This is a genomic window from Micromonospora sp. C28SCA-DRY-2, from assembly GCF_030519475.1.
In the GTDB taxonomy this organism is placed as follows: Bacteria; Actinomycetota; Actinomycetes; order Mycobacteriales; family Micromonosporaceae; genus Micromonospora.
Window position 1 is genome coordinate 923322 of the sequence record NZ_JAUMKD010000001.1, and the last position, 20453, is coordinate 943774.

General features: G+C 74.0%; 19 protein-coding genes. 7 read left to right on the top strand and 12 right to left on the bottom strand.

Annotation, left to right across the window (positions count from 1 at the left end):
• Positions 1–356: 356 nt before the first annotated feature.
• Both ctaD and Q3W71_RS04225 read right to left on the bottom strand, forming a co-directional pair.
• On the bottom strand, positions 357–2117 hold the full coding sequence (gene ctaD / locus Q3W71_RS04220) for a cytochrome c oxidase subunit I (RefSeq protein WP_302917936.1): 1761 nt from the start codon (positions 2115–2117) through the stop codon (positions 357–359).
• A 177-nt stretch (positions 2118–2294) separates the two neighbouring features.
• Positions 2295–3401, bottom strand: a complete 1107-nt coding sequence (locus Q3W71_RS04225; protein WP_302917937.1) for an FAD-dependent monooxygenase — start codon at positions 3399–3401, stop codon at positions 2295–2297.
• A 307-nt stretch (positions 3402–3708) separates the two neighbouring features.
• Here Q3W71_RS04225 and Q3W71_RS04230 point away from each other — a divergent pair, with 307 nt between their 5' ends.
• Positions 3709–4845, top strand: a complete 1137-nt coding sequence (locus Q3W71_RS04230; protein WP_302917938.1) for a cellulose binding domain-containing protein — start codon at positions 3709–3711, stop codon at positions 4843–4845.
• 59 nt (positions 4846–4904) lie between these two features.
• Here the strand turns inward: Q3W71_RS04230 and Q3W71_RS04235 are convergent, their stop codons facing one another.
• The 3 genes from Q3W71_RS04235 to Q3W71_RS04245 form a co-directional block, all read right to left on the bottom strand.
• A complete protein-coding gene (locus Q3W71_RS04235; protein WP_302917939.1) occupies positions 4905–5867 on the bottom strand; it encodes an N-acetylmuramoyl-L-alanine amidase in 963 nt (320 codons plus the stop codon).
• Positions 5867–6034 carry a hypothetical protein gene (locus Q3W71_RS04240; protein WP_302917940.1) on the bottom strand — a complete coding sequence of 56 codons (168 nt, stop codon included), beginning with the start codon at positions 6032–6034 and terminating at the stop codon, positions 5867–5869. The genes Q3W71_RS04235 and Q3W71_RS04240 overlap by 1 nt, the downstream gene beginning before the upstream one ends.
• A 202-nt stretch (positions 6035–6236) precedes the next feature.
• Positions 6237–7022 (bottom strand): aldo/keto reductase, encoded by a 786-nt coding sequence (locus tag Q3W71_RS04245; RefSeq protein ID WP_302917941.1) that lies wholly within the window; start codon positions 7020–7022, stop codon positions 6237–6239.
• Between the two features lie 118 nt (positions 7023–7140).
• Between Q3W71_RS04245 and Q3W71_RS04250 the strand changes: the two genes are divergently transcribed.
• Both Q3W71_RS04250 and Q3W71_RS04255 read left to right on the top strand, forming a co-directional pair.
• On the top strand, positions 7141–8190 hold the full coding sequence (locus Q3W71_RS04250; protein ID WP_302917942.1) for a DNA polymerase ligase N-terminal domain-containing protein: 1050 nt from the start codon (positions 7141–7143) through the stop codon (positions 8188–8190).
• 16 nt (positions 8191–8206) lie between these two features.
• Positions 8207–9397 carry a threonine synthase gene (locus Q3W71_RS04255; protein ID WP_302917943.1) on the top strand — a complete coding sequence of 397 codons (1191 nt, stop codon included), beginning with the start codon at positions 8207–8209 and terminating at the stop codon, positions 9395–9397.
• A gap of 75 nt (positions 9398–9472) precedes the next feature.
• Here Q3W71_RS04255 and Q3W71_RS04260 read toward each other — a convergent pair whose 3' ends face one another.
• From Q3W71_RS04260 to Q3W71_RS04280, 5 genes are all read right to left on the bottom strand, one after another.
• On the bottom strand, positions 9473–10849 hold the full coding sequence (locus Q3W71_RS04260; RefSeq protein ID WP_302917944.1) for a pectate lyase: 1377 nt from the start codon (positions 10847–10849) through the stop codon (positions 9473–9475).
• Positions 10850–11086: 237 nt separating this feature from the next.
• Complete coding sequence (locus tag Q3W71_RS04265) at positions 11087–12883, bottom strand: glycoside hydrolase family 15 protein (protein WP_302917945.1); 1797 nt, start codon at positions 12881–12883, stop codon at positions 11087–11089.
• Positions 12884–13119: 236 nt separating this feature from the next.
• Positions 13120–13512, bottom strand: coding sequence for a cupin domain-containing protein (locus tag Q3W71_RS04270; protein WP_109901079.1), 393 nt, complete (start codon positions 13510–13512; stop codon positions 13120–13122).
• Between the two features lie 262 nt (positions 13513–13774).
• Entirely contained in the window at positions 13775–14179 is a 405-nt protein-coding gene (locus tag Q3W71_RS04275; protein WP_302917946.1) for a hypothetical protein, read from the bottom strand.
• A gap of 182 nt (positions 14180–14361) precedes the next feature.
• On the bottom strand, positions 14362–14829 hold the full coding sequence (locus Q3W71_RS04280; protein ID WP_302917947.1) for a septum formation initiator: 468 nt from the start codon (positions 14827–14829) through the stop codon (positions 14362–14364).
• A gap of 103 nt (positions 14830–14932) precedes the next feature.
• Here Q3W71_RS04280 and Q3W71_RS04285 point away from each other — a divergent pair, with 103 nt between their 5' ends.
• The 4 genes from Q3W71_RS04285 to Q3W71_RS04300 all read left to right on the top strand — a co-directional run bounded on the left by Q3W71_RS04285 (position 14933) and on the right by Q3W71_RS04300 (position 18773).
• The gene (locus Q3W71_RS04285; protein WP_302917948.1) at positions 14933–15628 is read left to right on the top strand and encodes a response regulator transcription factor; all 696 of its coding nucleotides are present in this window, start codon (positions 14933–14935) and stop codon (positions 15626–15628) included.
• Positions 15625–16899, top strand: a complete 1275-nt coding sequence (locus Q3W71_RS04290; RefSeq protein ID WP_302917949.1) for a HAMP domain-containing sensor histidine kinase — start codon at positions 15625–15627, stop codon at positions 16897–16899. The genes Q3W71_RS04285 and Q3W71_RS04290 overlap by 4 nt, the downstream gene beginning before the upstream one ends.
• A gap of 104 nt (positions 16900–17003) precedes the next feature.
• Complete coding sequence (locus Q3W71_RS04295; RefSeq protein WP_302917950.1) at positions 17004–17549, top strand: PepSY domain-containing protein; 546 nt, start codon at positions 17004–17006, stop codon at positions 17547–17549.
• A gap of 147 nt (positions 17550–17696) precedes the next feature.
• The gene (locus Q3W71_RS04300) at positions 17697–18773 is read left to right on the top strand and encodes a beta family protein (protein ID WP_302917951.1); all 1077 of its coding nucleotides are present in this window, start codon (positions 17697–17699) and stop codon (positions 18771–18773) included.
• Between the two features lie 22 nt (positions 18774–18795).
• Here Q3W71_RS04300 and Q3W71_RS04305 read toward each other — a convergent pair whose 3' ends face one another.
• Together Q3W71_RS04305 and Q3W71_RS04310 are read right to left on the bottom strand one after the other, a co-directional pair.
• Positions 18796–19077 carry an adhesin gene (locus tag Q3W71_RS04305; protein ID WP_302917952.1) on the bottom strand — a complete coding sequence of 94 codons (282 nt, stop codon included), beginning with the start codon at positions 19075–19077 and terminating at the stop codon, positions 18796–18798.
• A 176-nt stretch (positions 19078–19253) separates the two neighbouring features.
• Complete coding sequence (locus Q3W71_RS04310; protein ID WP_302917953.1) at positions 19254–20327, bottom strand: NAD(P)-binding domain-containing protein; 1074 nt, start codon at positions 20325–20327, stop codon at positions 19254–19256.
• Positions 20328–20453: the final 126 nt, after the last annotated feature.

Genomic DNA, 20453 nt, shown 5'->3' on the forward strand with positions numbered 1-20453 from the left:
CGGTCCGGCCCGATCCGACGTCCGAGGGCCCACCGGGACACCCGGCCCGCACCCCGACCCGCCGCAATTCGAAAAACCGGGCCACCATCCCCGGGGCGGAAGAGGCCGAAGGCCGACCGGACCGCGCCGGCGCCCGCACACCCGCGACGGCCCGGCCGACGAGGACGGGCGGTCCGGACCGACCAGGGCGGGCGGCCGGGGCGGACCTGGGCGGGCGGTCCGGACCAACCAGGGCGGGCGACCGGGACCGACGAGGACCGCGGTCGGGACCGACCAGGGCGGGTGGCCGGGGCGGGAACGACGACGGGCGCCGTCCCCGGGTGGGGAGCGGCGCCCGTCGTCCGTGGAGCTGAGGGTCAGTTGCGGTCGACGTCGCTGGCGACGTCCTCCCGGTAGCTGGCCCCGCCGTCCGACTCGCTGGTCAGCGGCTTGGCGCCGCCCTCGGGCGGGCCGGCCAGGCTCTGGCCACCGGCGGCCAGCTCGGGGAACTTCAGGTCGAACGCCGGCCGCTCGGAGCGGATCCGGGGCATCCGGTCGAAGTTGCGCAGCGGCGGCGGCGAGGTGGTCGCCCACTCCAGGGAGTTGCCGTGGCCCCAGGGGTCGTCGACCTCGACGACCGGGCCGGCCTTGTACGACTTCCAGCAGTTGTAGATGAACGGCAGCGTCGAGATACCGGTGATGAACGCGCCGATCGTCGAGATCATGTTCAGCGTGGTGAAGCCGTCGCTGGGCAGGTAGTCGGCGTACCGGCGGGGCATGCCCTCGCTGCCCAGCCAGTGCTGCACCAGGAAGGTGGTGTGGAAGCCGATCATGGTGAGCCAGAAGTGCACCTTGCCCAGCCGCTCGTCGAGCATCCGGCCGAACATCTTGGGGAACCAGAAGTAGATGCCGGCGAAGACCGCGAACACGATGGTGCCGAAGAGCACGTAGTGGAAGTGCGCCACCACGAAGTAGTTGTCGTGCAGGTGGAAGTCCAGCGGCGGGCTGGCCAGCAGCACGCCGGTGAGGCCGCCGAAGAGGAACGTCACCAGGAAGCCGATCGAGAAGAGCATCGGCGACTCGAAGCTGATCTGGCCGCGCCACATGGTGCCGATCCAGTTGAAGAACTTCATACCGGTGGGCACGGCGATCAGGTAGCTCAGGAAGCTGAAGAAGGGCAGCAGCACCTGGCCGGTGGCGAACATGTGGTGCGCCCAGACGCTCATCGACAGACCGGCGATGGCGATGGTCGCGGCGACCAGGCCCTTGTAGCCGAAGATCGGCTTACGGGAGAAGACCGGGATGATCTCGCTGATGATGCCGAAGAACGGCAGCGCGATGATGTACACCTCGGGGTGGCCGAAGAACCAGAAGAGGTGCTGCCAGAGCATCGGCCCGCCGGTCGCCGGGTCGTAGACGTGGGCGCCCAGCAGCCGGTCCGCGGCGAGCGCGAAGAGCGCGGCGGCCAGCAGCGGGAAGACCAGGATCACCAGGAGGCTGGTGATCAGGATGTTCCACGTGAAGATCGGCATCCGGAACATCGTCATGCCGGGCGCGCGCAGGGTGAGGATCGTGGTGATCATGTTCACCGCGCCGAGGATGGTGCCCAGACCGGAGATCGCCAGACCCATCACCCACATGTTGGCGCCGACGCCGGGCGAGTGCTCCACGCTGCTCAGCGGGGTGTACGCGGTCCAGCCGAAGTCGGCGGCGCCACCCGGGGTGAGGAAGCCGGCGGTGGCCATCGTGCCGCCGAACAGGTACAGCCAGTACGCGAAGCTGTTCAGCCGCGGGAACGAGACGTCCGGGGCGCCGATCTGGATCGGCACGACGTAGTTGGCGAAGGCGAACACGATCGGCGTCGCGAAGAACAGCAGCATGATCGTGCCGTGCATGGTGAAGAGCTGGTTGTACTGCTCGGGCGACAGGAACTGCAGCCCGGGCCGGGCCAGCTCGGCCCGCATGAACAGGGCCATCAGGCCACCGATCATGAAGAACACGAACGCGGTGACCATGTACATGATCCCGATCTGCTTCGCGTCCGTGGTACGCAGCAGCCGCGCGATGGCCGAACCCCTGACCGGCGCTCGGACCGGCCAGGGCCGGGTCACGACCGGCTTGGGTGCGACGGTGGTCACGAGTGGCCTCCGGTTCTGGGTTGTCCCGCTCGGCACGCGCTGTTGTCTGCGAGCCGTCATCCGCAAGGAGGATAGTCCCCGGCAGGTGGCAGCGCCGCGTGGGGTGGGCGGGTACCCTCCGCCACCCGGCCCGGCGACCGGCCACCGGCCGGCGTCCCGGTCCGCTGCGTCGATCCCTTACAGCGGGCCGAGCAGCAGCCGGTAGTGCTCGCCGAAGATGCGGCCGCCGCGGCCGCGCAGCAGCGGGTCGCGCAGCGCCGGCGGGACGTCCCGGGTCCGGTTGCGGTCCCGGGTCCGGTCCCGCACCCATCGGGTACGCGGCCGCCGGCGACTCTCGTACGCGGTCAGCGCGGCGTCGACGCTGCCGGCCGCGCCGAGCGACTCGGCGAGCACCACGGCGTCCTCCAGTGCCATCGCGGCGCCCTGGGACAGCGTCGGCGCGGTGGCGTGCGCGGCGTCGCCGACCAGCAGCACCCGGCCCCGGGACCAGCGCCCCAGCTCGACCTCGTCGGTGATCCCGACGTGCACGTGCTCCAGCGAGTCCAGCACCTCCGGCACCGGCCCGCCGTAGGAGCCGAAGAGTTCGCGCAGCCGCGCCACCGGGTCGGCCGGCGGCTCGGTGCCGGTCTCGTCGGCGTAGCAGTGCAGCCGTCCGGCGCCGATCGGCACCACCAGGAAACCGGCCCGCTGCCCGAGCAGCGCTGTCCACTCGGCGACCGGGGGGCCGTCGCGGACCACTGCCCGGTAGACCACCTGCCCGGTGGGGCGCGGCGGACCGCCGAGGGCGGCCAGGGTGCGGATCGACGAGCGCGGGCCGTCCGCGCCGATCAGCAGGTCGTACTCGGTGCTGGTGCCGTCGACGAAGGTGACGCCGACCGCGTCCGGCAGCAGGTCGATGGTGCGCACCTCGGCGCCGTGCCGGACGGCGCCACCGGCCCCGGTGAGCAGCACCCGGTGCAGTTCGCCCCGGGGCAGCGCCCGGCACTCGCCGACGCCGGCCCAGAGCGCGTCGAGGTCGACCTCGCAGAGCGGGGCCCCGGCGGCGTCGAGGAACCGCTGCCGGTGGATGACCTGGCCGAGCGGGCGGACCGGGCCGTCGAGGTCGAGCCGGCGCAGCGCGCGGGCGGCGTTGCCGGGCAGGTAGAGGCCGGTGTCGGTGAGCTCGCCCGGGGGCAGCTTCTCGGTGACGTCGGGCCGGAAGCCCGCCATCCGCAGCGCCCGGGCCACGGCCAGACCGGCGATGCCCGCGCCGACGACGAGGATGCGCAGGGGAGAGCCACCCATGGTGGTGTACGCCTCCGGAGGGGTTCGGCACGCGTTGGAGGCAAGACACTACTCGGCGCTACCGACTCGCACCAGAGTCAAATCGGTCCACGCGTGACACTCGTCGGCGACGGCACCCCGGTCGGCCGGCGGATCGCCGCCGACCGCGCGGCCCCAGCGTGACAAACCTCACCTTCTACTCCAATACCGCAGCGCCATTGCGCCGGAGTTTCAGAGGTGTAAATGTGTCGACGAAGCGTGGGAGCGCTCCCGTCCGGGTTTCCGTCCGACATGTCCGGCGTCCATGCGCCGTATGCCAAGGAGCATCATGAAACGTCCACTCCGGGCCCTCGCGGCGGCCGGCCTGCTCGCCGCCGGGTCGATCGTCGCCGTGGCCCTCGGCGGCACCGCCTCCGCCGACACCCAGATCTGCGAGCAGTACGGCTCCACCACCATCCAGGGCCGGTACGTGGTGCAGAACAACCGCTGGGGCACCACCGCCCAGCAGTGCATCAACGTCACCGACACCGGCTTCGAGATCACCACGCAGAACGGCAGCAACCCCACCAACGGCGCGCCCACCGCGTACCCGTCGGTCTACCTGGGCTGCCACTACACCAACTGCTCCCCCGGCACCAACCTGCCGATCCAGGTGAGCCAGATCAGCAGCGCCACCAGCAGCATCACCTACCGGTACGTCAGCGGCGCCACCTACAACGCCTCGTACGACATCTGGCTGGACCCGACGCCCAAGCGGGACGGGGTGAACCAGATGGAGATCATGATCTGGCTCAACCGGCAGGGCTCCATCCAGCCCATCGGTTCGCCGGTCGGCACCGCCACGCTGGCCGGCCGGACCTGGGAGGTCTGGCGGGGCAGCAACGGTTCCAACAACGTGATCTCGTACGTGGCGCCGTCGGCGATCAGCAGCCTGAACTTCAGCGTGCTCGACTTCATCAACGACGTCCGCAACCGGGGCGCGATCACCAACTCCTGGTACCTGACCAGCATCCAGGCCGGCTTCGAGCCCTGGCAGGGCGGCGTCGGGCTGGCGGTGACCTCGTTCTCGGCGGCGGTCAACGGCGGTGGCAACCCGACCACGCCGCCGCCGACCACTCCCCCGCCGACCACGCCGCCGCCCGGCGGCTCGGGGTGCGCGGTGAAGTACACGCCCAACTCGTGGGACAACGGGTTCACCGCCGACGTGCAGATCACCAACACCGGGTCGAGCGCGATCAACGGCTGGACGCTGACCTACGCGCTACCCGCCGGGCAGCAGGTGACCAGCGCCTGGAACGCCACGGTGAGCCAGAGCGGGTCGACGGTGACCGCGCGGAACCTGAGCTGGAACGGCTCGATCGCGCCGGGCGGCACGGCGAGCTTCGGCTACCAGGGGACGCTGAGCGGGTCGTACTCCTCGCCCACCAGCTTCTCCCTCAACGGGGTCGCCTGCTCCCGTAGCTGACGACCGACCGGTGGCGGCCCGACCCGCGCGAGCGCGCCGGGCCGCCACCCGCGCCGGGTTCAGACCCGGGTGAGCCGGACGGCGTCGGCGATGATCAGGCCGGCGGCCGAACTCCAGCGGCTCACCGCGACCCGGTTGGCGTCGCCGGCCGGCAGCGAGAACGTGCCCAGCGTCCGCCACTGCCCACCGGTCGCCCGCTGGTCGACGGTGACGGTCTGGTTCCCGCTCGACGTGGCGATGATGTACGGGGTCGCGGAGTTGTAGCCGGCGTTCGCCGGCCACCAGGCCTCGACCCGGTAGCTGCCGGCCGCCGGGACGTTGAACTTGTACCAGGCGGCGTCGCTGGCCAGGACCGGGTCGGCGAAGCGGTAGTCGGCGCCGTAGCGCTGCCCCGAGTACGACGACGTACCCCAGTTGGTGCTGGCGGTGAACCGGCCGGCGGTGGCGTTGTCCACGATCGAGGACCAGACTGGGCCGCCGGCCATCTTGGCGGCCACGTCGGCCCGCATCACGTTCAGGTCGATGAAGGACGGGTCGATCTTGCCGGTGGTGCTGGTCTCCCGGTGGCCCCGGGCGTAGCTGGAGTCCTTGCCGAGCCGCTTCAGCACCGCGGCGGTGGCGGCCACCGACGCGTTGTACTGCGCCGCGGTCATCTCCTGGTTGACGCCGTTGTAGTCGATCTCCCAGCCGATCAGCATCGTGTTGCCGTCGCCGGCCGGGATGGGCCCGCTGGCCCGGGCGGTGCCGGCGTGGTTGCAGCGACCGGCGGAGATGACGTGGAAGACGCCGTGGTAGTCGACCAGCGCCTGGCAGAGCGGGCCGGGCAGGTCGGACCGGCCGTTGATGCAGATGTTCAGCGCCGGGTGCGGGTTGCTGGCGCTGGAGGTGGCCGCGGTGTGGTGCCAGAGCACGCCGATCGGGTCGAAGGAGCCGGGGCGCATCCGGTTGAGCCAGTCGCCCTCGACGACGACCTGGACGCCGGCCGAGCGCAGCACGTCCACCAGCCAGGGAATGGTGGCCATCAGGACTCCCCGAGCAGGTCGGCGAGGCACTCGGGCTTCGGCGCGGCGAGCGGCGCGGCACTCGCCGCGGCGGGACGGACGGCGACGGCGGTCAGCGCGCCGGCCACCAGGGCCGGGATGCCGAGCAGACCTCGGCGCCGCAGACGGACGGATCGGGACGTGACCATGGCGCTCCTTCAGCGGGGCGGAGGGGTACGACGGATCGACGATCGTCGTGACGGGCACGGTATATCGTCACGAGCGTCTATGTCGATACCCTTCATCGCCATTGCTTCGACTGAAGGAAATTGGCAAGAAGCGGGCGCCGGCGGCCCGGGTCCGCGCCGCGGGTCGGGTCCTACGGCAACCGCGCGGCCGCGACCGGGCCGGTCAGGTGCCGCCCAGCGCGTCGATGTCGCGCATCTCCTCGGCGGTGAGCGCGAACTGGAAGACGTCGGCGTTGGCCCGGATCCGCTCCGGCGTCACCGACTTCGGGATCACCACGATCTCGTGGTCGATGTGCCAGCGGAGCACCACCTGGGCCGGCGAGACGCCGTGCGCCCCGGCGATCCGGGTGAGCACCGGATCGGACAGGTCGCTCCGCTTGAACGGGCTGTAGCCCTCCAGCACCACACCCCGGTCGCGGTGCTCGATGTGCCGTTGCCGGTCGTAGAGGAAGGGGCTCCAGGGGATCTGGTTGACCGCCGGGTTCTCCTCGGTGGCCTGGATCAGCTCGTCGATCTGCGCGGTGCTGTAGTTGCTCACCCCCACCGCGCGGGCCAACCCCTCGTCCCGGGCGGCCAGCAGCTCCCGCCAGACCGGGATGCTGTCCGCCGGGTTCGACGGCGGCCAGTGCACCAGCCACAGGTCGACGTGGTCGGTGCCGAGCGCGCGCAGGCTCGCCTCGATGGTCTCCCGCTCCCGACCCACCCGCTCCGGCGGGAGCTTCGTGGTGAGGAAGACGTCCTCGCGGCGCAGCCCGCTCTCCTGCACCGCCCGGCCGACCTCTTCCTCGTTGCCGTACATGGTGGCGGTGTCGATGTGCCGGTAGCCGGCGTCGAGCGCGGCCAGCACGGCGTCGTAGCCGGCCTTGCCGGTGGCCTGCCAGGTGCCGAAGCCGAGCAGCGGCATCCGCACCTCGCCGGGCAGCGGAACGGTGGGCTGATCGAGATCCATGCCGACGGTTCTACCCGTGATCGCCCGCGACATGCCCGGAAACCGGGCATCCGGGTCGTCGGCGGCGGGTCGGCACCGGCGTCCGGCGGCCCGGGCCGGATTGCCGGAGAATGCGGGTGTGGCCGACCGGCTGGAGGAGTACCGGCGCAAGCGGGACGCGGCACGCACCCCGGAGCCGGTGCCGCGGCGCGCCCCCCGGCGGAAGAAGCCGACCGGCGACACCGCCCGCTTCGTCATCCAGCAGCACCACGCCCGCAGCCTGCACTGGGACCTGCGGCTGGAGCACGAAGGGGTGCTCGCCTCCTGGGCGGTGCCGCGCGGCCTGCCCCGGGAGCCCGGCCGCAACCACCTCGCCGTGCACACCGAGGACCACCCGATGGAGTACCTCACCTTCCACGGTGAGATCCCGGCCGGCGAGTACGGCGGCGGCCGGATGACCATCCACGACCGGGGCACGTACCGCGCCGAGAAGTGGCACGACGACGAGGTGATCGTCGTGCTCGACGGCGAGCGCACCAGCGGCCGGTACGTCCTCTTCGCCACCGGCGGCAAGGCGGGCCGCGACTGGATGGTCCGGCGCACCGACCCGGCCCCGGAGGGCTGGACCAGCATGCCGGAGCTGGTCCGCCCGATGCTCCCCAGCCCGGGCGGGAAGCTGCCCCGGGACGAGCACGAGTGGGGCTACGAGCTGCGCTGGGACGGGGTGCGAGCGGTCGCGTACGTCTCCGGCGGGCGGCTGCGGCTGCTGTCCGAGACCGACGAGGAGATCACCGGGACGTACCCCTGGCTGCGGGACATGGCCGAGGAGCTGGCCCCCACCGAGGCCGTGCTGGACGGGGTGCTGGTGCGCATCGACCGCGCCGGGCGGGTCCGGCCGGCGCGCGGCGGCCGGGCCACCGCGGACGCCCAGTACCTGATCTTCGACCTGCTCTGGCTGGAGGGGGTGGGCAGCGTCGAGCTGCCGTACGCCCAACGCCGGGAGCTGCTCGACGGTCTGGCGCTGACCGGAGCGCACTGGCAGACTCCGCCCTGGTTTCCCGGCACCGGCGCCGAGGCCCTGCGGACCGCGCGCGAGCAGGGGCTGCCCGGGGTGGTGGCCAAGCGACTCGACTCGGTCTACGAGCCGGGCCGACGCAGCCGGCGCTGGCTGAGCATCGACACCAGCTGAGACGGCGAGGAGCGACGTGTACCTGACCCATCTGGAGTGCCCACGCTGCGGCCGGGAACACGACGCCGGCAAGCCGCGCAACCTCTGCGACTGCGGGTCACCGGTGCTGGCCCGCTACGACCTGGCAGCGGTGGCCGAGGTGGTCACCCCGGAACGGTTCGGGCTGCGCCCGGCCGACCTGTGGCGCTACCGCGAGCTGCTGCCGGTGGCCGACCCGCGGCACGTGACCACGCTGGGCGAGGGCTGGACGCCGCTGCTGCGCGCCCCGGCGTACGGGGCGGAGATCGGCATTCCCGAGCTGCTGGTCAAGGACGAGGGGCTGACCCCGACCGGGTCGTTCAAGGCGCGCGGCGCGGCGGTCGGCGTGAGCCGGGCCCGGGAGCTGGGCGTGGAGCGGATCGCCATGCCGACCAACGGCAACGCGGGCGCCGCCTGGGCGACCTACGCCGCGCGGGCCGGGCTGCGCGCGACGGTGGTCATGCCGGTGGACGCGCCGGTCGTCTGCCGGCGCGAGTGCGTGGCCGCCGGCGCCGACCTGCGCCTGGTCGACGGGCTGATCAGCGACGCCGGCCGGCTGGTCGCCGAGCTGGTGGCGAGCTCGGCGGGCGCGGTGTTCGACGCGGGCACGCTGCGCGAGCCGTACCGGCTCGAGGGCAAGAAGACCATGGGGTACGAGATCGTCGAGCAGCTCGGCTGGCAGGCGCCCGACGTGATCATCTATCCGACCGGCGGCGGGGTGGGGCTGATCGGCATCCACAAGGCGCTGCACGAGCTGCGCGAGCTGGGCTGGATCGGTGACCGGCTGCCCCGGCTGGTGGCCGTCCAGTCGACCGGGTGCGCACCGATCGTCCGGGCCTTCGCCGCCGGGGAGGAACGCGCCCAGCCCTGGGCGGACGCAAAAACGGTGGCGTTCGGCATCACCGTGCCGGCCCCGCTGGGCGACGAACTGATCCTGGCCGCGCTGCGGGCCAGCGGCGGCACCGCGGTGGCGGTCGAGGACGCCGAGATCCTGGCCGACCTGCGGGACTTCGCCGCCCGGGAGGGGCTGCTGCTCTGCCCGGAGGGCGCCACCTGCCTGACCGCCGCCCGGCAGTTGCGGGCCGGCGGCTGGATCCGGGCCGGCGAGCGGGTGGTGGTGCTCAACACCGGCGCCGGCCTGAAGTACCCGGAGACGGTGGACGTGACCGGGGTGCCGGTGCTGGCCTGACCCGCCCGCACCGGGCGAGCCTGCCGGCGCCGGTGGCCCCGCGGGCCGGCGGGGTCCGCGGGGCCGTCGGGGCGGTCAGCGGTACGTGATGTCGGAGCTGGCGTAGAAGCAGTTGACCCCGTCGGCGCCCTCGCCGATCTTGGTCGGTTCGTCGCCCTTGGGTACGCCGATGTACTTCTCGCAGATCACGGTCCGCCGGTCCGGGTCGTTGAGGATGGTGATCCGGCTGAACCGGGCGGTGTCGCCCCAGTTGGTGTTGATGCCGGCGAGCACCTTGGTGGAGGTGGCGGTGACGTTGTCCATCACCACGTGCCGCTGGTACGAGGTGGAGCAGTTGCCGCAGGCCCGGTAGAGCTTGCCGGCGTTCTCCACCCGGAAGTTGCGGATGTGGACGGTGCCCGAACCGTTGTGCTGGAAGACCTTGTCGGAGGCGGACCGGGCGCCGCCGCCGTCGACGGTGTAGGTGGTGCCGCCGCGGAAGGTGGCCGCGTCCTCGCCGACGTCCTCCCACCAGACGTTGACCAGCGTGCAGTTGCCCTCGCAGTGCACCCCGTCGCCGGCCGGGGCGCCGATGACGACGTTGCGCAGGGTGGCCCCGGCCGCGAGCACGAACATCGGGTCCTGGCTCTCGCTCTGCCCGCCGTCGCCGATGCCGTAGTACCGGCGCAGGCCGCCGTCGAAGGTGCCCGAGACCCGGATCGTGGCGTCCACCTTCACACTGCCGGTCGGCGTCGGCCAGCCGGCCGGCGGGGGCGTGGTGGGCGGGGGTGTGGTCGGCGGGGGCGTGGTCGGCGGGGCGGTGGTCCCCGGCGGGGTGGTCGGCGTCGAGCCGCCGGAGCTGTCCACCGTGACGTCGTCGAAGCTGCCGCTGGCGTACGCGGTGACCAGGCCGATCCGGCCGGCGCCGACCAGGCCGTTGCTGCCGGCGGCGATCTGGGTGCCGTTGACGAAGCCCCGGATGGTGCTGCCGCTGGCCTCGATCCGCAGCGTGTACCAGGTGCCGGCGCTGACCCCGATCGACGCCGAGCCGATCGCGGCGATCTGGCTGCCGTTGACCGCCTGGAGTTCGGCGCGGCCGTTGCCGAGCAGGGCCAACCGGTACATCTTGGTGCTGCCGCTGGCCCGCGCCGCCAGGCCCACCAGGGCGCTGGACGAACCGAAGCCGCCCGGCCGTACCCGGGCCTGCACCTGGTAGTCGGTCCAGCCGGTCTGGCCGGCGAAGAGGCGGGCCAGTTCGCTGGCCGCGTTGGACTGGTGCACGGCGCCGTCGGTGACCGCCCAGGTGCCGCCGGACTTGGACCAGCCGGCGGTGTCGCCGTCGCTGAAGCTGTCGGTGAAGACGGTGGCCGCGAAGGCCGAGGTGGTCATGCCGGCGGCGAGGGCGGCCACGGTCGCCCCGGCGCCCACGGCGAGCAGCAGTGCCCGCCGGCGAGTGCGGTGTCTGGATTGCACGGGGTCCTCCTGGGATGCAGGTGGTGGTGCCCCACGCGGTGGCACGGCGCAGGGGGAACCGGCGCGCGGTGCCGCGGCCTGGGGGATCGGATGGTCCCGCCGGAGGCCCGGACTCCGGAGGGGACGAACGGGATTAAAAGCCTTCTTAAAGGGCTTTCCCGTACTCGAAAGGCTAGGACCGTCCAGAGACGAGCGTCAATGGATTGCGCTTGCAGGTCTGTTGCAGGATTTCCGGCGTCACTCACCGGTCGGCTCGGTGAGCCGCCAGGCCGCGTTGATCAGGCCGATGTGCGAGAGCGCCTGCGGGGTGTTGCCCAGCTGCGCGCCGTCGCGCAGGTCGATCTGCTCGCTGAGCAGGCCCACGTCGTTGGCGTGCCCGACGACCTGCTCGAACAACCGCCGGGCGCGCTCCCGCTCGCCGGCCATCGCCAGGCACTCCACCAGCCAGAACGAACAGAGCAGGAAGCCCGCCGGCTCGCCGGCCCAGCGCCGCACCAGCCCGTCGGCGGTGCCCAGTTCCCGCTCCACCGCCTCGATGGTGGCGCGCATCCGCGGGTCGGCCGCCGGCAGGAAACGCACCACCGGCAGGTAGAGCGCCGAGGCGCCCAGCTCGGTGGAGCCGAAGAACGCGGTGTACGCGCCGACCTCGTCGTTCCAGCCCTCGCGCAGCACGGTGGCCCGGATCTCGTCCCGGACCGCGGCCCACCGCCGCGGGTCGGCGCGCTCGCCGAGCCGGGGCGCCAGCGCCACCGCCTTGTCCATCGCCGCCCAGCAGAGCACCTTCGACGACAGGTAGTGCCGCTCGACCTCGCGGGTCTCCCACATCCCCCGGTCGGGCAGGTGCCAGGTGGTGGCCACCTGCTCGGCCAGCCCGAGCACCATCTCGCGCAGCTCCTTCTCGAAGCTGGTGCCGAGGTAGTCGCGCAGCTGCCAGGTCGCCAGGATCACCTCGCCCGGCACGTCGAGCTGGCGTTGCCGCCAGGCGTCGTTGCCGACGCTCACCGGCCGGCTGCCGGCGTAGCCCGGCAGGTGCGCAAGCTCGTGCTCGGAGAGGTCCCGCTCCCCGGCCAGGCCGAACATCACCGGCACCGGCATCTGGCCGACCTGGCCGATCGAGCGGGCCACCCAGGCGAAGAGCCGGGACGTCTCGTGCGGGCAGGCGGCCACCCAGAAGGCGCGCAGGGTCATTGCGAAGTCGCGCAGCCAGGAGAGGCGGTAGTCGTAGTTGCGGTCGCCGCCCAGCTCTTCGGGGAGCGAGGTGGTCAGCGCCGCGGCCACCGCGCCACTGCGGCTGTACGTCAGCCCGGTCAGCACCGTGGCGCTGTGCCGGACCAGGTCGGCGTACTCGCCGGGGTAGTGGTGCGACTCCCGGTACGCCTCCCAGGCCTGCACCGTCTCGGCGAGCGCGACGACCGGGTCCAGCCGGGCCGGCGGATCACCGTACGCGTGCCCGTACGCCAGGTCGAAGCCGACCACGTCCCCGGCGGAGACCGCGAACTCGTGCCGGACCCGGTCCTGCCCGGCGCGCAGCGGCAGGCCCGCGGCGCGCAGCGTCAGCGTCACCGAGCCGCAGGCCGCCAGCACCGCGCCGTCCGGCTGGTCGTGCAGGTACGGGGTCAGCAGCCCGTAGTCCGGCCGGGGGCAGAACTCCAGCTCCATCGGCACCCGGCCGCTGAGCCCCTCGACCACCCGCAGCAGCACCCCGGGCGAGTTCATGCCCAGCTCGTGCCCCCGGGCACCGAATTCGGCGGCCAGCGCGTCGGTCACCGCCACGCTGCCCTCGGGGGTGTGGTGCACGGTGCGCAGCACCAGGGTGTCCGGCCGGTAGGAGCGCTCCACCCGGTGCCCGGGCCGGCCGGCGGCGACCGGCGCCAGGAGCCAGTGCCCGGCCCGGGGGCCCAGGATCCGGCCGAAGACCGAGGCGGCGTCGAACCGGTCCGGGCACCACCAGTCGATCGAGCCGTTCCGGCCGACCAGCGCGCCGGAGCGGCAGTCGGACACGAAGCCGTAGTCGGAGATCGCCGGCTGGTCCACCCGCTGCGGGTACCCGGATCGGCCCGCCTCAGACCGGGCGCCCGCCCCGGCCGGCCGGATCCGACGGCACGGCCCAGCCCGGCCCGGCCGGCCGGATCGGGCGGCCCAGCCCGGCCCGCGGCCGGACCCGGGTGCGAGCCGCCGGGCTGGTCACCCCTCGTCGAGCGGCCGGGTGCCGGCGGCGGGTGCGGGGCCGGCGGCGCCCGCCGCCCCGGTCGGTCCCGCCGCTGCCCGGGTCAGGAGGTGGGCGGCTCGTCCTCGCCGGCGGCCTCCGCCGCGTCCGCCTCCTCCTTGGTGCGGTGCACCGCCTGGTCGGCGTGCTCCGGCGGGCCGTAGACGGTGTAGAGGACCAGCGGGTTCGGCCCGGTGTTGACGAAGTTGTGCTTCGTGCCGGCCGGCACCACCACCAGGTCGCCCTGGACGACCTCGCGCTTCTCCCCGGCGACCCGGGCCTCGCCGGTGCCGCTGACGAAGGTCAGGATCTGGTCGATGTCCTCGTGGACCTCCTCGCCGATCTCACCGCCCGGCGGGATGGTCATGATCACCAACTGGGTGTGCGTACCGGTCCACAGCACCCGCCGGAAGTCCGGGCTCTTCTCGGCGACGGTCGCGATCGTGAAATGCTCCATGTCGGGCTCATACCCGGTCCGGCCCCGCGTCACGCCGGGACTGGCAGATGGTGGAATTTGCCACCCCATCGAGGTTTGACTCCAACGAGGACGGGGATCGAGACCCAGACCGGTGCGACACGGCCGGTCGAGCCAGGTCCCCGCTGACGTACCGCCGTACGGCTGCGGCGGTGGGAGACGGCCAGAGCGCGGCGACGTTTCGACCGAGGTCGAGCGGCGCCGTGCGCTCGTTCGCTCGCGGGTCGCGGATCGACGGCGCCGGTCAGGAGAGCACCGTCAGGTGGAACGGCCGGTCGGCGACGCTGCCGTCGCCGGCGAAGGTGGAGACGAAGACACCGTTCGGGATGCCGGTACGGCCGGCCACCGCCACCTGACCCGACGGTGCGACACCGGCGCTGCCGGACAGCCCGATGGTGCCCACGTATCCGGCGGCCGTCACGTCCTGGTCGAAGATGACCTGGTACTTGCCCCGGGCCAGGCGGGTGGCCTGTGCGGCGCCGAGGCCGCGGACCAGGTTGCCGTCGGCGGTCACCACCGCGAAGAGCACCCGCGCGGTCGCGGGCAGGCCGACGGTGGCGCAGGTGGTGACCTCCGCGTCGGCACGGGTGGCGTCGTCGTCCCCCGGATCGGGCTGTGCCGGCCCGCGCCGGGTTCTGAGGCTGGACATCGGTGCCCTCCCGGGCCGCCCGAGGGGCGGCGTTGAGGCAGTTGTTGCGGCAAAGGGGGATCCTCGCCGATCGCACCCTTTGTCATCGAACGTATGTCGTGACCGTTCCGCCAACCAGGCCAGCAGTTGTCCGATCATGGACACTTCCGCCGTTCCGCCGCAGGTCAGGGCCGGTGCCGCGGTCAGTCGTCGGGGACGGCCAGCGGTTCCCGGCCCACGCAGCGCACCTTCAGCTCGTACTCGCCGGACGGGCCCTCGAACTTGACCTCGACGTCGTCGTCGGGGCCCCGGTCGACGTCGCCGACCCGGTAGCCCTGGGCCGGCGCCCAGGACACCAGCCGCACCCCGCCGGGCACGCACTCGGCCACCGCGGTGCCGCCAGCGGTGGTGAACACCCGCCGGCCCGCGGCCGGTGCGCTCGGCGTGGCGCCGGACGGGCCGGGTGTCGCGGCGCTCGGACCGGGCGTGGCCGGTGTCGGCGTGGCCGGCTCGGCGGCCAGGGCCCGCTCGACCTCCCGTTGGCTGAGCACGCCGCCCGGGGTGCCGGTGATGCTCTCCCCCACCAGCCGGATCGCGGCCAGTCCGACCAGGGTGGCGACCACGGCGGTGGCCAGCCACCCGGCGACGGCGAGGACCGAACGGCGGCGCATGCCCCGACTATCCCCGATCGAAGGTTGGGCGTGGCACCGCGGGACGCTAAGGGAGGGTTAACGTCCGCGGCCGGACCGGCCGGCGGCGGATAGCCTGCCTGCTGTGGCCCGCCTGCTGCTCATCGAGGACGACCTGACGATCCGCACGCCGCTGATCCGGGCGCTGCACGATCGCGGACACGCGGTGGCGGCCGCCTCGACCGCGATGACCGGGCTGCGCGACGCCCTCGACGACCGACCCGACCTGGTCGTGCTCGACCTCGGGCTGCCCGATCTGGACGGCCGCGAGCTGCTGCGGATGCTGCGGGCGGTCAGCTCGGTGCCGGTGATCGTGGCCACCGCCCGCGACGACGAGACCGAGATCGTCCGGGTCCTCGACGCCGGCGCGGACGACTACGTGGTCAAGCCGTTCACCGCCGCCCAACTGGACGCCCGGATCCGGGCGGTGCTGCGGCGCGGCCCGGCCGGCGGTGGCACCGACGACCCGGCACTGGTGGTCGGCGGTTTGCGGATCGACCCCCGGTCCCGCCAGGTGACCCTGGACGGCGAACCGGTCGAGCTGACCCCGCGCGAGTTCGACCTGCTGCACCACCTGGCCGGCCGGCCCGGCGAGGTGGTCACCAAACGGGAGCTGCTCACCGAGGTGTGGCAGATCCCGTACGGCGGCGCCGACAAGACCGTCGACGTGCACCTGTCCTGGCTGCGCCGCAAGCTGGGCGAGAGCGCCCAGCAGCCCCGCTACCTGCACACCGTGCGCGGGGTCGGGGTGCGGCTCGAAGCTCCCGGGGCGGCCGGGTGAGGGCCCGGCTGGCCCTGCTGGTGGCCGCGGTCAGCGTGCTCACCCTGGCCGCCTTCCTGGTGCCGCTGGCGCTGCTGGTGCGTACCGTCGCCGAGGACCGGGCCACCGTCCGGGCGACCGCCGACGCCCAGCGCCTGGTACCGGTGGTGGGTACCGAGGACGCGGAGACGATCCGGCTGACCGTCGAGCAGCTCGCCGCCGAGTCCGGCCGTCCGGTCAGCGTCTTCCTGCCCGACGGCACAGTGCTCGGCGCCGCCGCCCCGCGTACGCCCGCGGTGGCGCTGGCCGAGCGGGGGCGGAGCCTGACCGCGGAGTCGGCCCGGGGACGCGAGGTGGTGATCGCGGTGCAGGGCCGGCCGGACGGCACCGGGGTGATCCGCACCGAGGTGCCCCGCGCCGAGCTGACCGCCGGGGTGACCCGCTCCTGGCTGGTGCTGGCCCTGCTCGGAGTGCTGCTGGTGCTGATCGGGCTGGCCGTCGCCGACCGGCTGGCCCGCAACCTGGTCCGGCCGATCGGCGAGCTCTCCGCGGTGTCGCACCGGCTCGCCAACGCCGAACTGGACGCCCGGGTGGCACCGGCCGGGCCGGCCGAGCTGCGCGAGGTGGCCGGCGCCCTCAACCACCTGGCCGGCCGGATCCAGGTGCTGCTGGCGCAGGAACGCGAACGGGTGGCGGACCTGTCGCACCGGCTCCGCACCCCGCTGACCGCGCTCCGGCTGGAGGCCGAGTCGCTGCGCGACCCGCAGGACGCGGCCCGGGTCACCGCGGCGGTGGACGGGCTGGAACGCGCGGTCACCGGCCTGATTCAGCAGGCCCGGTGGCGGTCGCCGGCGGCCGGCCCGGCGGTCGCGGACGCGGCGGCGATCGTCGCCGAACGGGTGGCGTTCTGGTCGGTGCTGGCCGAGGACACCGGACGGGCGGTCAGCCTCGACCTGGCGCCCGGGCCGCTGCCGGTCGCCGTGCCCGCCGACGAGCTGGCCGCGGCCGTGGACGCGCTACTCGGCAACGTCTTCGCGCACACCCCGGACGGCACCGCGTTCGGCGTCCGGCTCGCCCTGGACGCCGGACAGGTGGTGCTCGTCGTCACCGACGAGGGCCCCGGCATCCCGGCCGGCACCGTCCGGCGGGGGGCCAGTTCCGCCGGGTCGACCGGCCTGGGGCTGGACATCGCCCGGCGGGCCGCGCAGGCCGGCGGCGGTCGGCTGGACCTCGGCAGCGCTCCCGGCGGGGGCGCCGAGGTGCGGCTCACGTTCGGTCCGCCGGCCGCCTGAACCCCCGCCGACCGGCCTTAACCGGGCCTTAGCGTCCGGGCAGCGCGGCGCTATCCCGTTCCGGCCGATGCTCGGAGGCAGAGACCGAGGAAAGGTGGACCGAGATGAAGCGCAACTCCCTGATCCTGGCGTCGCTCGGCGGCGCGGCCGTGCTCGCGGTGACCGGGGTCGCCGTCGGCACGGCGGTGGCCGACGACGAGCGGGCCGGACGGCCCGCCCTGGCCGCGGCCACGACGGCACCCGGCACCGCCGCCACCGGAGACGCCGACCCGACCAGCGCCACGCCCGGCGCGCCGGGCACGACCGGCGGCACCCCCGGCACCCCCGGCACGACCGGCACGACCGCTCCGGCCACCGGCGGCGACGCGGTGGACCAGCAGCGGGCCGGCGAGATCGCGCTGGCCTCGGCCGGCGGCGGCCGGATCACCGAGATCGAGGCGGAGCAGGAGCACGGCCGCCCGGTCTGGAGCGTCGAGATCGTCGCCGGGCAGACCGAGCACGAGGTCGACGTGGACCGGGAGACCGGCGCGGTGGTCAAGGCCGAGCAGGACTCGGTCGACGACGACTCCGACGACGACTCGGATGACGACTCCGACGGCGACCGCGACGACGACTCCGACGACGATGACGACGACCGCGACGACGACTGAGCCACGGCCGGTGCCGCCGCCCGCAGCCATGCCGGGCGGCGGCACCGGCGTGGCCGGCGGCCGGGGGCGGTGGCACCCGCGCCGGGGCCCGCTCCGCCGGCCCGAACGTCCCGGTGACGACCGACGATGTCTGACATAGGCTGAGGTATGGAGCCCGCCCACGGGGGTCGGGCGGCGGAACCGGTCTACCGCCCCGTCCTCGCCTGCCGGCGGGGTGAGCTGGAGGCGCTCAGCCACCTCGACGGCCTCGACGTTTCCCTGCTCGCCCCGATCCTCCGGGTGTCCACCGCGGACGCGTACACACTGGACGCCCTCGGCCGGCTGCCCGACGGTCTGCTGCCGGCCGTCGACGTCGGCGCCCTGCCCGACCTGCCGGAGACCGAGCTGGTCCGCTGGGGCGTACCGCTGGTGCCGGTGGTGGGGCTCGCCGACAGCGACCGCCGGCTCGTCGCGCACGGCCTGACCGCCCGGGCGTACGCCCGCCGCGCGGTGGTGCGGCTGCGGGTGGCCCAGGACCGGGCCGGGCCCGACGCCACCACCGCCGCCGTGGAGCGGGTGTGGCGGTTCACCCGACTGGTGCCCGAACAGTGCGACCTGCTGGTCGACGCCGGTGACGTGTGCTGCCGGGCCGACGTGCGGGCGGCGGAACCCCGGGTCCGTCGGCTGCTGGACTGGGCCCGCCGGCACGCCTGGCGCTCGGTGACGGTGGCCGCCGGCGGAATGCCGCCGAGCCTGTCCCGGCTGCCCACCGACGAACCGGTCCGGCTGGACCGCTGGGACTGGCTGCTCTGGCAGCGGCTGGCCGACCTCGGCGTCGGGTACGGCGACTACGGGGTGACCTCCGCGGTGCCCGTCGCCGACCATCCCGCCGACCGGCTGCCCACGGTGCGCTACACGGCCGACGGCGCCTGGTGGGTCTACCGGTGGTCGCGGCGCGGCGGGCGGGGCGACGACCGCTTCGCCGACCTGTGCCGCGCCCTGGTCTCGGCCCCGCACTGGCCCGCCGCCGGGGCGGCCTACTCGTGGGGCGACCACGAGCTGCTCCGGCGTGCCCGCCGGGTCGCCGGCGCCGGGTCGGCGAGCAACTGGGCGGCCTGGAGCACCTCGCACCACGTGGCGCACGTGCTGGCCACCCTGCTGCGGCCGGACGCCCGGCCGGGGCGGTCCGGCGCACCGGGCCGGCCGGCCCGGTCGCGGGGCGAGCAGACCCGCCGGGCCGGCTGACCCGGCGGGGCGTCGCGGTTCGCTACTGCTTCTCGGTGAAGCCGAACTGGACGATGCCCTCGTCGTCGACGGTGGCGTCCACCGAGGCGTCGCCGAGCAGTTCGGCGGCGTCGGCGTCGAGGAAGATCCGGGCGCCCTGGTTGTCCACCACCTGGTCGCCCTGCGCCGGCTGGGCCGCCAGTTCGACGGTCAGCGAACCGGCCTGGGTGTCGGCGGCGATGCGCACCCCGCCCTCTTCGGCGACGTCCTGCTGGGTGGCGAGGTCGCGGATGACCAGGACGGCGTTGTCGGTCATGGTGAGCATGGCGGAACTCCTCGTGGATTTCTCGGATTCAGGGCGCGGGCCGGACCGGCCACGCAGGCGAGCACACGTGGGAGGCGATTGTCGGGGCCTCGATCGCCCCGCGGCGTCGGGGCAGCTGAGGCCCCTCTCACGGCCTACGGTGCCCGCTGCCGGCGGATCCGTCAAATAGAGCCCGGTCAGTTCCCGGCGCCCACCGGGGCGAGCAGCGCCCGGATGTCGCGTACCGCCGCGCGGCCGGCCCGGTTGGCGCCGATCGTGCTCGCCGACGGGCCGTACCCGATCAGGTGAATCCGCTCGTCGGCCACCACCCGGGTGCCGTCCATGGTGATACCCCCGCCCGGGCCGCGTAGTCGCAGCGGGGCGAGATGGTCCAGCGCGGCCCGGAAGCCGGTGCACCAGAGGATCACGTCGGCGGCGACGAACCGCCCGTCGGCCCAGGCCACGCCGTCGGGCGTGATCCGGTCGAAGACGGGTAACCGGTCGAGTACCCCGCGCTCGCGCAACCGGAGCAGCTCGGGGGTGAGCGGCAGCCCGGTCACCCCGACCACGCTCGACGGCGGGCGGCCGGCGCGGACCGCCTGGTCGACCAGGGCCACCGCGGCCCGGCCGTGCTCGGGCCCGAACTCACCGGCCCGGAAGTCGGGGGGCCGCCGGGTCACCCACGTCGTCTCGGCGGCGACCGTGGAGACCTCGGCGAGCAGTTGCACCGCGGAGGTGCCGCCGCCGACCACCACCACCCGCTTCCCGGTGAACTCGTCCGGTCCCCGGTAGTCGGCGGTGTGCAGCTGGCGGCCGCGGAACAGCGACCGGCCCGGGTAGTGCGGCCAGAACGGCCGGGTCCAGGTGCCGGTGGCGTTGACCAGGGCGCGGGCGCTCCAGCTGCCGTGGTCGGTGGCGATGTCCAGCCGGCCGTCCGGGCGCGAGGTGACCGCCCGGACGCGGACCGGCCGGCGTACCGGCAGGTGGAACTCCCGCTCGTACGCGGCGAAGTAGGCGCTGACCACCTCGGCCGCCGGACGGCCGGGGTCGGCCGCCGGGAAGGGCATGCCGGGCAGCTCGTGGAAGCCGTGCACCCGGTCCAGCCGCAGGGTCGGCCAGCGGTGCCGCCACGCCCCGCCCGGGCCGTCGTCCCCGTCGAGGATGACGAAGCCCGTCGCGGGGTCGAAGCCGGTGCGGCGCAGGTGGTAGCCGGCGGAGAGGCCGGCCTGGCCGGCCCCGATCACCAGCACGTCGACGTCCCGGGCGTCCATGTGTCGTGCAACAACGCCGGTCGCCGCCGGCTGCCCGCCGGAACGGTCGTTCCGCTCACACCCGCACCGGCGGAACCGGGGCGGCGCCGGCGGGGTCTGATCGGGCAGGATCGGTGCTCGGAGGGC

Coding starts and splice junctions, on each gene's coding strand:
- Q3W71_RS04240 (WP_302917940.1), bottom strand. CDS start 6,034: ATGGTCACGTCCCGATCCGTCCGTCTGCGGCGCCGAGGTCTGCTCGGC.
- Q3W71_RS04270 (WP_109901079.1), bottom strand. CDS start 13,512: ATGGAGCATTTCACGATCGCGACCGTCGCCGAGAAGAGCCCGGACTTC.
- Q3W71_RS04235 (WP_302917939.1), bottom strand. CDS start 5,867: ATGGCCACCATTCCCTGGCTGGTGGACGTGCTGCGCTCGGCCGGCGTC.
- Q3W71_RS04225 (WP_302917937.1), bottom strand. CDS start 3,401: ATGGGTGGCTCTCCCCTGCGCATCCTCGTCGTCGGCGCGGGCATCGCC.
- Q3W71_RS04310 (WP_302917953.1), bottom strand. CDS start 20,327: ATGGACGCCCGGGACGTCGACGTGCTGGTGATCGGGGCCGGCCAGGCC.
- Q3W71_RS04295 (WP_302917950.1), top strand. CDS start 17,004: ATGAAGCGCAACTCCCTGATCCTGGCGTCGCTCGGCGGCGCGGCCGTG.
- Q3W71_RS04230 (WP_302917938.1), top strand. CDS start 3,709: ATGAAACGTCCACTCCGGGCCCTCGCGGCGGCCGGCCTGCTCGCCGCC.
- Q3W71_RS04275 (WP_302917946.1), bottom strand. CDS start 14,179: ATGTCCAGCCTCAGAACCCGGCGCGGGCCGGCACAGCCCGATCCGGGG.
- Q3W71_RS04245 (WP_302917941.1), bottom strand. CDS start 7,022: ATGGATCTCGATCAGCCCACCGTTCCGCTGCCCGGCGAGGTGCGGATG.
- Q3W71_RS04300 (WP_302917951.1), top strand. CDS start 17,697: ATGGAGCCCGCCCACGGGGGTCGGGCGGCGGAACCGGTCTACCGCCCC.
- Q3W71_RS04280 (WP_302917947.1), bottom strand. CDS start 14,829: ATGCGCCGCCGTTCGGTCCTCGCCGTCGCCGGGTGGCTGGCCACCGCC.
- Q3W71_RS04305 (WP_302917952.1), bottom strand. CDS start 19,077: ATGCTCACCATGACCGACAACGCCGTCCTGGTCATCCGCGACCTCGCC.